Origin of the sequence: Scandinavium sp. (assembly GCF_051650185.1) — a bacterium.
Classification (GTDB): domain Bacteria; phylum Pseudomonadota; class Gammaproteobacteria; order Enterobacterales; family Enterobacteriaceae; genus Scandinavium.
The window spans coordinates 36452-45111 of record NZ_JBOFIN010000056.1; the positions used below are offsets into that span (position 1 = coordinate 36452).

The following is an 8660-nucleotide window of genomic DNA, read 5'->3' on the forward strand; positions in this document are numbered from 1 at the left end:
AGTGCGTCAGATCTCTATAATCTCGCGCAACCTGGAATCACCCCGAACATTTTTTAAGCCGTTTTACAGGCTGGGATACAATCACATGAGCGAAAAATACGTCGTTACCTGGGACATGTTGCAGATCCATGCACGCAAGCTGGCTGCACGCCTGATGCCGTCCGAACAGTGGAAAGGCATTATTGCCGTCAGCCGTGGAGGTCTGGTACCGGGCGCTCTGCTGGCTCGTGAACTGGGTATTCGTCATGTGGACACCGTCTGCATTTCCAGCTACGACCACGACAACCAGCGCGAGCTGACGGTCCTCAAGCGTGCTGAAGGCGATGGCGAAGGCTTTATCGTTATCGACGATCTGGTTGATACCGGTGGCACCGCCGTTGCGATTCGTGAGATGTACCCGAAAGCGCATTTCGTCACTATCTTCGCCAAACCGGCTGGTAAGCCGCTGGTAGACGATTACGTGATTGATATCCCGCAGGACACCTGGATTGAGCAGCCGTGGGATATGGGCGTGGTGTTTGTGCCGCCAATTTCCGGTCGCTGATTCAGTTCTGCTGACAAAAAAAGACAAAACACAACGCCCGCTTTCGCGGGCGTTGTCCTTTTTAGCGTCCGGCGGGTTACAATAGAAGCCATGTCGTATTAATGGAGTCTATGCGATGCCAGAAGCCAACCTGAGCGAAGTGCTTTTCAAACCCCGCTTTAAGCACCCGGAAACCTCGACGCTGGTGCGTCGTTTCAACCGTGGCCCACAGCCGTCGGTACAGTCCGCGCTGGACGGCAAAAATGTGCCGCACTGGTATCGGATGGTGAACCGTCTGATGTGGATCTGGCGTGGCGTGTCGCCGCAGGAAATCCTCGACGTGCAGGCGCGCATTGTCATGAGCCAGGCGGAACGTACCGATGACGATCTCTACGATACGGTTGTCGGCTATCGCGGTGGTAACTGGATCTACGAATGGTCAAAGCAGGCGATGCTCTGGCAGCAAAAAGCCGGGCAGGAGCAGGATGACACCCTGAGTGGCCGTCACTGGCTGCACGCCTCGAACCTCTACAGCATCGCGGCATACCCGCATCTTAAAGGTGACGAGCTGGCTGAGCAGGCGCAGGCGCTGGCAAATCGTGCCTACGAAGAGGCCGCCAACCGTCTGCCGGGCTCAATGCGTGAACTGGAATTCACCATTCCCGGTGGGGCATCGATAAGCGGTTTTTTACATATGCCACCAGGTGAAGGCCCTTTCCCGACCGTTCTGATGTGCGGTGGCCTGGATGCGCTGCAAAGTGACAACTACTCCCTGTTTGAGCGTTATCTTGCCCCGCTCGGCATCGCGATGCTGACGCTGGACATGCCTTCGATTGGTTTCTCTTCGAAATGGAAACTGACGCAGGATTCCAGCTTCCTGCATCAGCAGGTGCTCAAATCTTTACCTAACATTCCGTGGGTGGATCACACGCGTGTGGCGGCGTTTGGTTTCCGTTTTGGTGCCAACGTAGCAGTACGACTGGCGTATCTGGAATCTCCTCGCCTGAAGGCCGTGGCCTGTCTTGGCCCGGTGGTTCACGGCTTGCTGTGTGACCCGATGCGTCAAGGCAATGTGCCGGAGATGTACCTCGATGTACTGGCTTCACGTCTGGGCATGCATGATGCTTCCGACGATGCGCTGCGGGTTGAGCTCAACCGTTACTCGCTGAAAACGCAAGGCTTACTGGGGCGCCGCTGCCCTACGCCGATGCTTTCTGGCTACTGGCAGAATGATCCGTTTAGTCCTGAAGAAGAATCGCGGTTGATCACTTCATCCTCTGCGGATGGCAAGCTGATGCAGATCCCGTTTAAGCCGGTATATCGTAATTTTGACAAGGCTTTGAAGGAAATTGCTGCGTGGATCAACCATAGATTAGGTTAATGGTTTGCTAAATTCTATTGATTTGGTAAAACAGTTGCATCACTAAAGGAGATCGCAATGACGTTACCGAGTGGACACCCGAAGAGTAAACTGATCAAGAAATTCACTGCCCTTGGCCCGTACATCCGGGAAGAGCAGTGTGAAGACAATCGCTTCTTTTTCGATTGCCTGGCAGTGTGCGTCAATGTCAAACCGGCACCGGAAAAGCGTGAGTTTTGGGGATGGTGGCTGGAAATGGAAGCGCAGGAAAAGCGTTTCACCTACAGCTATCAGTTTGGCTTATTCGACAAAGACGGCGTCTGGCAGCCGACGGTCATCAAGGATACTGAAGTGGCCGATCGCCTCGAACAGACTCTGCGTGGTTTCCATGAACGCGCTCGTGAACTGCTGAAAACGTTCGACCTGGCGTTAGAGCCCGCAGATGACGTTGATCAACCGATACGGCTCTCAGCATGAATAAATAAAAAACCCTCGCAATCGAGGGTTTTTTTTCGGCTTCTGATTAATGAATCAGAACTGATAAACCAGACCCAGCGCAACCACGTCGTCGTTATTCAGGGCGAGTTTATTGTCGTCGCTCAGCTGGTTGATTTTATAATCAACAAAGGCGGACATGTTTTTGTTGAAATAGTAGGTTGCAGCCATGTCGATGTATTTCACCAGGTCTGCATCGCCTACGCCTTCAATATCCTTGCCTTTCGACTGGATATAACCGATGGACGGACGCAGACCAAAGTCGAACTGATATTGTGCAACCACTTCGAAGGCCTGGTTTTTATTCGCGAAGCCACTGACTTTCGTATCCACGCCGCCAATAGAAGCCGTGCCGGAAATTGGAGTCATGTTGCGGGTTTCTGCATAAATGGCGGCAACGTAGACGTTGTTAGCATCGTATTTGAAACCGGTGGTCCAGGCTTCTGCGTCAGTCCCTTTGCCGAAGCTGCTGTCCTGCTGGGTCAGTGTACGGTTGGAGTTCGCATAAGCCGCGCCCAGGGTGAAGCCAGAGTCACCGAAATCATAGCTCAGGGAAGTACCGAAGCCGTCGCCGTTGGCTTTAGTGGCGGCGCGACCGTCGTTTTCGTTCTTGCCCTGGTATTGCAGCGCCAGCTTCAGACCGTCGACCAGGCCAAAGAAGTTGTTGTTGCGATAGGTGGCCAGACCGTTAGCACGGCCGGTCATGAAGTTGTCGGTCTTGACGAAGGAGTCATCACCGAACTCTGGGATCATATCGGTGTAAGCCGCGACGTTGTACAGAATGCCGTAGTTACGACCGTAGTCAAAAGAACCAAAATCCCCGGCTTTCAGGCCTGCGAATGCCAGACGGGTTTTCGCGGTTGCCGGGTCACCTTCAATTTTGTTTGCCGCAACCTGGTATTCCCACTGACCAAAACCAGTCAGTTGGTCATTAATTTGCGTCTGACCTTTAAAGCCCAGACGAATATAGGACTGATCGCCATCCACTGCATCGTTGTCGCTCATATAGTGTTCAGCTTTCACGCGACCGTACAGATCCAGTTTGTTGCCATCTTTATTATAAATTTCGGCGGCCTGTGCGACGGTGGAAGACATTACGCCCAGTACCATTAATGCCAGTGTGCTCTTTTTCATTTTCAACCCTGATTTATAAACGCGCTGTAATTTGGGAACTCGCCCGATGTAAAAAACAGGAAGGGTTGTAACCTTCAGAAATGAAAGTTTTATGACAAAGTAAGAATAATTTTAAAAAACTGTGATTAGCTATTTCTGTCATAAAAAAGTCATTCTCTGCCGCTACGCTTCCTGATCCCGCGCAACAAAGTCAGCCGCAACCCGTTGTGGGAGTTGGCAAGCGCCCTGAGTCCTGCTAAAACGTCCTTTTCCTCATTACTGAATGGCAGAGAAACATGAGTGACAGTCAGACGCTGGTTATCAAACTGGGAACCAGTGTTTTAACCGGGGGTTCGCGCCGCCTTAATCGCGCCCATATTGTCGAGTTGGTGCGTCAGTGCGCCCAGCTGCATGCCGCAGGGCATCGCATAGTGATTGTGACCTCCGGGGCGATAGCTGCCGGACGTGAGCACCTCGGCTACCCGGAACTTCCTGCCACCATCGCCTCTAAGCAGCTGCTGGCCGCGGTAGGCCAGAGCCGTCTTATTCAGCTCTGGGAACAGCTCTTTTCTATCTATGGCATTCACGTCGGGCAAATGCTGCTGACGCGCGCCGATATGGAAGACAGAGAGCGCTTCCTGAATGCGCGAGATACCCTGCGGGCGCTGCTGGATAACCATATCGTTCCCGTTATTAACGAAAACGACGCAGTCGCGACAGCTGAAATTAAAGTGGGCGATAACGATAACCTGTCTGCGCTGGCGGCAATCCTTGCCGGAGCGGATAAATTGCTGCTGCTGACCGATCAGCAAGGCCTGTTCACGGCAGACCCGCGCAATAACCCGCAGGCTGAGCTGATTCAGGATGTTCACGGCATTGATGATGCGCTGCGCGCCATCGCCGGAGACAGCGTTTCAGGGCTTGGCACGGGTGGCATGGGCACCAAACTTCAGGCTGCGGACGTGGCTTGCCGCGCAGGCATCGACACCATTATTGCTGCTGGCAGCCGCCCTGGTGTGATTGGCGATGTAATGGAAGGCATTGCCGTTGGCACGCGCTTCCATGCTCAGACTTCACCGCTGGAAACCCGCAAGCGCTGGATCTTCGGCGCACCGCCAGCCGGTGAGATCACCGTCGATGAAGGGGCTGTGTCGGCAATTCTGGAAAGGGGGAGTTCATTGCTTCCTAAAGGAATTAAAAGCGTGACAGGTAACTTCTCCCGTGGTGAAGTAATTCGTATCCGTAACCTTGAAGGTCGCGACATCGCGCATGGCGTTTCTCGTTATAACAGTGACGCATTACGCCGCATTGCCGGACACCACTCACAGCAAATCGATGCCATTCTAGGCTATGAATATGGCCCGGTTGCTGTCCATCGCGACGATATGATCACCCGTTAAGGAGCTTTCAATGCTGGAACAAATGGGCATAGCTGCCAAAGCGGCCTCGTATAAACTGGCGCAGCTTTCCGCTCGCGAAAAAAATCAGGTTCTGGAAAGGATTGCTGATTATCTGGAAGCACAGACCGCCGATATCCTCTCCGCAAATGAGCAGGATCTTGCAGAAGCTCGCAGCAACGGCCTGAGCGAAGCGCTGTTGGATCGTCTGGCGCTCACGCCTGCACGCCTGAAAAGCATTGCCGACGATGTTCGTCAGGTTTGCAATCTCGCCGATCCGGTAGGGCAGGTGATGGATGGCGGCATGCTGGACAGCGGCCTGCGCATCGAGCGTCGTCGCGTGCCGCTCGGCGTGGTCGGCGTTATCTATGAAGCCCGCCCGAATGTCACCGTTGATGTCGCCTCTCTATGCCTGAAGACCGGCAATGCGGCTATCCTGCGCGGCGGGAAAGAAACCTGGCGCACCAATGCCGCCACGGTGAAAGTGATTCAGCAGGCACTGGAAGAATGCGGATTGCCAACCGGAGCAGTACAGGCCATTGAAAGCCCGGATCGCGCGCTGGTGAGTGAAATGCTGCGGATGGACAAATACATCGACATGCTGATCCCACGCGGTGGCGCTGGGCTGCACAAGCTGTGTCGCGAGCAGTCCACCATCCCGGTGATCACCGGCGGGATTGGCGTGTGTCATATCTATGTTGATGATTCCGCCGAGTTTGACCCAGCGCTGAAGATCATCGTCAATGCGAAAACCCAGCGCCCGAGCACCTGTAATACGGTCGAAACGCTGCTGGTGAACAAAGCGATTGCTGACACTTTCCTGCCAGCGCTAAGCAAGCAAATGGCAGAAAGCGGCGTGACGCTGCACGCCGATGTGAATGCGTTGGCCTTGCTGCAAAATGGCCCGGCGAAAGTGGTGGCGGTGAAAGCGGAAGAGTACGACGACGAATATCTGTCGCTGGATTTGAGCGTGAAGCTGGTGGACGATCTCGATGACGCTATCGCTCACATTCGAGAGCATGGTACCCAGCACTCCGATGCGATCCTGACCCGCACGCTGCGCAACGCCAATCGTTTTATCAACGAAGTGGATTCCTCAGCGGTATACGTCAACGCTTCAACCCGTTTCACCGACGGTGGGCAATTTGGGCTCGGCGCTGAAGTGGCCGTCAGCACCCAAAAACTGCACGCCCGTGGCCCAATGGGCCTCGAAGCGCTGACCACCTACAAGTGGATCGGCTTCGGCGATGATACGATTCGTGCGTAACTGAAAACGGGTGATGCAAAAATAGCCGATTGATTCATAAGGCCATTGACGCATCACCCGCAGAGTTTTAAGCTTTTTCCCGTCCTCAAAAAGCCGATATAGCTCAGTTGGTAGAGCAGCGCATTCGTAATGCGAAGGTCGTAGGTTCGACTCCTCTTATCGGCACCATTCAACAAAATCAAAGGCTTACGTGATTTTCCCCGTCACTTTTGATCCTGTCTTAACACGTTTAAACGCCTGTGTAATGTATGGGCGGTTATCAGTATACATTGCATGGGCAGGTGTGCGAAGCGTCCAACCTGTAGAAGCATGTGAATCTTGCATGACCAGCATCACTTGCTTTGTAAAACTGAATCGTGATATGGGGCAGCCAGGCCCACACAACATGATAACGAAACTCTATCTTCTCCCCTTCGTGCGGGGGCTGTGGGCGATCCGTGCTGTGAAGCACCAGAAAGCCGAAAGTTCAGAAATACCTCATTCGTAAGCCCTTTGGCTTTGTATGGTTTATGGCTGAATGGATAAACAGGCGAAATGATGGGAAGACTAACCGGATCGGGAAAGAATCCGGCTCTGCCACGGTAGCGATCACCGGAACACAACGATCACCTGATAACAGGAAGATAGAGAGACAATCTGACAGCCGCAGATCTTCTAACGAAGTCGCTATGCTCCCCGTTTTCTTATGTGCCCATCACGGCACGTAAAGGTGAGTATTACCCAAAGGTTTTGTATTTGTCATTGTTCCTCAATTTTGGATAGCCTCCAGTGTCCTGATCCGTATAGAAAAATTAACAAATCGAGGTGAGAACATGGCAAACGCTACCAAAAGCGCCGCGACAAAGCGCAATAACCGTAAGATCCACGCCCGTAAATTTCTGGCAACTCCAGAAGGTAAAGCCTGGCTTGCGAGAAAGCAGGAAGAAGAAGCAGAGATCAAATTAGCCAGGGCTGCTAATACGATGTTCTGATCTGGTTTATCACCCTCATTTTGTTTCAGAGAATCAGACTTTTCCCGGAAGATTTTTTCCCCTATCCGGTTGCGTAGGTGTACGATAAGCGAGCAAATCATTAGAGATTATAGGGTTACTGATGGATACAGTAGAAGAGCTAAACGGAACGTACTTCTATGCGGGAAAATCGAATCTTACCGCCTCTGAACTCTTTTTCATGGTGTTTATCTTCAACACGGCTGATCAGTTCGGCATTAAAGACATTGCCGCAATCTATGCACTGTATGCAGGTATGAACGATCAGGATACTCGGGCTAAACCAGAAACGGCGCTGAAAGGAACTTCCAGACTTTCAAAAGGTGTGAGGAAAGTTTTCGGAAATAGAATGTTCCCTTTCGGGTTGAAAATGCCGACATGGATCGGTGGTTATACTCCGTGGACTGTAAAACGCAGGATGGTGAGGAAGGTCGGTACATGGGTTGGCCGTACTATTCCGTTAGTTGGTGAGGTTATTCTTTCGGCTGATGTTTTACAGATAACCTACAATTCGATCCGCGAATACAACACCATAGCGAGAGGCAACGATAAGTTATGGTAATTGGTGAAGACGACATTGCACAGCGAGTGCTACACATGTTTTCTGTTCGTGCTGGCGCTTACATGTTCAGGAAAAAGAAATACGACACGTATACAGCAGAATCGAACATTTATTTTGATGTACAGCTTGATCAGGATGATGTTGAAGAGTTAGTTGAAGATTTTGCAAAAGAATTTGGTGTAGACATGTCTAATTTCCATCTTGAAACCTATTACCCCGAAGTAAAACATTCATGGAATCCATTCAAGAAACCTGATCCTATAGATGTTCCTGATTTCACAATTGACATGTTTATTAAATCGGCTAAAGCCGGGAAATGGTTATACGACTAATTGCAAGGAGCTTAATAAATGGCTGTACCTGTTCACCTGATTTTAAAAGACGATGGCGGTTCCCAGATTATGGGATCTTGCGATGTTCACGGACGTGATGGAAGCATAGAATTACGCAGTTTGCAGCATGGCGTAGTTATCCCCACAGATCCGCTCACTGGTAAAGTTACTGGTAGCCGTCAACACTGCTCATTCAATTTCACCAAAGAAATTGACAGTTCATCACCTTACCTGTTTAAAGCCGTTGCAACAGGCCAGACACTTAAAAGCGCTGAATTTCAGTTCTACCGGATTAACTACAGTGGACAAGAAGAAATTTACTACACCATCACTTTAGAAAATGTGAAAGTGGTTAGCCATAACCCTATTATGCACGATACCCGCAACGTAACAGGCACAGGACACATGGAAGATGTTTCCTTGAGCTATGAGAAAATCACCCATCTTTATAAAGACGGGAACATTCTTCACTCTGATGCGTGGAACGGCTTTGTTGAATAAATCAGATTTCGGGTAAGTCTCCCCGAAGCAGGTTGTGTTTTCAGGCAATACGCACGCTTTCTGGCATACCTGCTTTCGTCATTTTGTTCAGCGCTCGCACCATGGCCATTGCCTCCGCAAC

Annotated in this window: 11 protein-coding genes and 1 tRNA gene; 10 read left to right on the top strand and 2 right to left on the bottom strand. The window is 51.4% G+C overall.

Going from position 1 to position 8660, the window contains the following annotated elements; genetic code table 11:
• Positions 1-85: 85 nt before the first annotated feature.
• The 3 genes from gpt (at position 86) to crl (ending at position 2360) form a co-directional block, all read left to right on the top strand.
• Positions 86-544, top strand: a complete 459-nt coding sequence (gpt, locus tag ACRCWW_RS06695; protein ID WP_040077024.1) for a xanthine phosphoribosyltransferase — start codon at positions 86-88, stop codon at positions 542-544.
• 115 nt (positions 545-659) lie between these two features.
• On the top strand, positions 660-1904 hold the full coding sequence (gene frsA / locus ACRCWW_RS06700; protein ID WP_438681710.1) for an esterase FrsA: 1245 nt from the start codon (positions 660-662) through the stop codon (positions 1902-1904).
• A gap of 57 nt (positions 1905-1961) precedes the next feature.
• On the top strand, positions 1962-2360 hold the full coding sequence (gene crl, locus ACRCWW_RS06705; protein WP_330985847.1) for a sigma factor-binding protein Crl: 399 nt from the start codon (positions 1962-1964) through the stop codon (positions 2358-2360).
• A 54-nt stretch (positions 2361-2414) separates the two neighbouring features.
• Here crl and ACRCWW_RS06710 read toward each other — a convergent pair whose 3' ends face one another.
• A complete protein-coding gene (locus ACRCWW_RS06710; protein WP_438681711.1) occupies positions 2415-3512 on the bottom strand; it encodes a porin in 1098 nt (365 codons plus the stop codon).
• A 275-nt stretch (positions 3513-3787) separates the two neighbouring features.
• Here ACRCWW_RS06710 and proB point away from each other — a divergent pair, with 275 nt between their 5' ends.
• The 7 genes from proB to ACRCWW_RS06745 all read left to right on the top strand — a co-directional run bounded on the left by proB (position 3788) and on the right by ACRCWW_RS06745 (position 8539).
• Positions 3788-4891: a glutamate 5-kinase gene (proB, locus tag ACRCWW_RS06715; RefSeq protein WP_330985849.1), complete on the top strand. Its 1104-nt coding sequence runs from the start codon at positions 3788-3790 to the stop codon at positions 4889-4891.
• Positions 4892-4901: 10 nt separating this feature from the next.
• Positions 4902-6155, top strand: coding sequence for a glutamate-5-semialdehyde dehydrogenase (gene proA, locus ACRCWW_RS06720; RefSeq protein WP_438681712.1), 1254 nt, complete (start codon positions 4902-4904; stop codon positions 6153-6155).
• Positions 6156-6247: 92 nt separating this feature from the next.
• Positions 6248-6323: transfer RNA gene (locus ACRCWW_RS06725), tRNA-Thr, on the top strand.
• A gap of 644 nt (positions 6324-6967) precedes the next feature.
• Positions 6968-7126 (top strand): hypothetical protein, encoded by a 159-nt coding sequence (locus tag ACRCWW_RS06730; RefSeq protein WP_438681713.1) that lies wholly within the window; start codon positions 6968-6970, stop codon positions 7124-7126.
• A 121-nt stretch (positions 7127-7247) separates the two neighbouring features.
• Complete coding sequence (locus ACRCWW_RS06735; RefSeq protein WP_438681714.1) at positions 7248-7706, top strand: STM2901 family protein; 459 nt, start codon at positions 7248-7250, stop codon at positions 7704-7706.
• On the top strand, positions 7700-8038 hold the full coding sequence (locus tag ACRCWW_RS06740) for a DUF1493 family protein (RefSeq protein WP_369938695.1): 339 nt from the start codon (positions 7700-7702) through the stop codon (positions 8036-8038). The genes ACRCWW_RS06735 and ACRCWW_RS06740 overlap by 7 nt, the downstream gene beginning before the upstream one ends.
• Before the next feature lie 18 nt (positions 8039-8056).
• Positions 8057-8539 carry an Hcp family type VI secretion system effector gene (locus ACRCWW_RS06745; RefSeq protein ID WP_438681715.1) on the top strand — a complete coding sequence of 161 codons (483 nt, stop codon included), beginning with the start codon at positions 8057-8059 and terminating at the stop codon, positions 8537-8539.
• 40 nt (positions 8540-8579) lie between these two features.
• Here the strand turns inward: ACRCWW_RS06745 and ACRCWW_RS06750 are convergent.
• On the bottom strand, positions 8580-8660 hold an 81-nt coding region (locus ACRCWW_RS06750; RefSeq protein WP_259293634.1), incomplete at its 5' end, for a hypothetical protein.

Coding starts and splice junctions, on each gene's coding strand:
- gpt (WP_040077024.1), top strand. CDS start 86: ATGAGCGAAAAATACGTCGTTACCTGGGACATGTTGCAGATCCATGCA.
- frsA (WP_438681710.1), top strand. CDS start 660: ATGCCAGAAGCCAACCTGAGCGAAGTGCTTTTCAAACCCCGCTTTAAG.
- crl (WP_330985847.1), top strand. CDS start 1,962: ATGACGTTACCGAGTGGACACCCGAAGAGTAAACTGATCAAGAAATTC.
- ACRCWW_RS06710 (WP_438681711.1), bottom strand. CDS start 3,512: ATGAAAAAGAGCACACTGGCATTAATGGTACTGGGCGTAATGTCTTCC.
- proB (WP_330985849.1), top strand. CDS start 3,788: ATGAGTGACAGTCAGACGCTGGTTATCAAACTGGGAACCAGTGTTTTA.
- proA (WP_438681712.1), top strand. CDS start 4,902: ATGCTGGAACAAATGGGCATAGCTGCCAAAGCGGCCTCGTATAAACTG.
- ACRCWW_RS06730 (WP_438681713.1), top strand. CDS start 6,968: ATGGCAAACGCTACCAAAAGCGCCGCGACAAAGCGCAATAACCGTAAG.
- ACRCWW_RS06735 (WP_438681714.1), top strand. CDS start 7,248: ATGGATACAGTAGAAGAGCTAAACGGAACGTACTTCTATGCGGGAAAA.
- ACRCWW_RS06740 (WP_369938695.1), top strand. CDS start 7,700: ATGGTAATTGGTGAAGACGACATTGCACAGCGAGTGCTACACATGTTT.
- ACRCWW_RS06745 (WP_438681715.1), top strand. CDS start 8,057: ATGGCTGTACCTGTTCACCTGATTTTAAAAGACGATGGCGGTTCCCAG.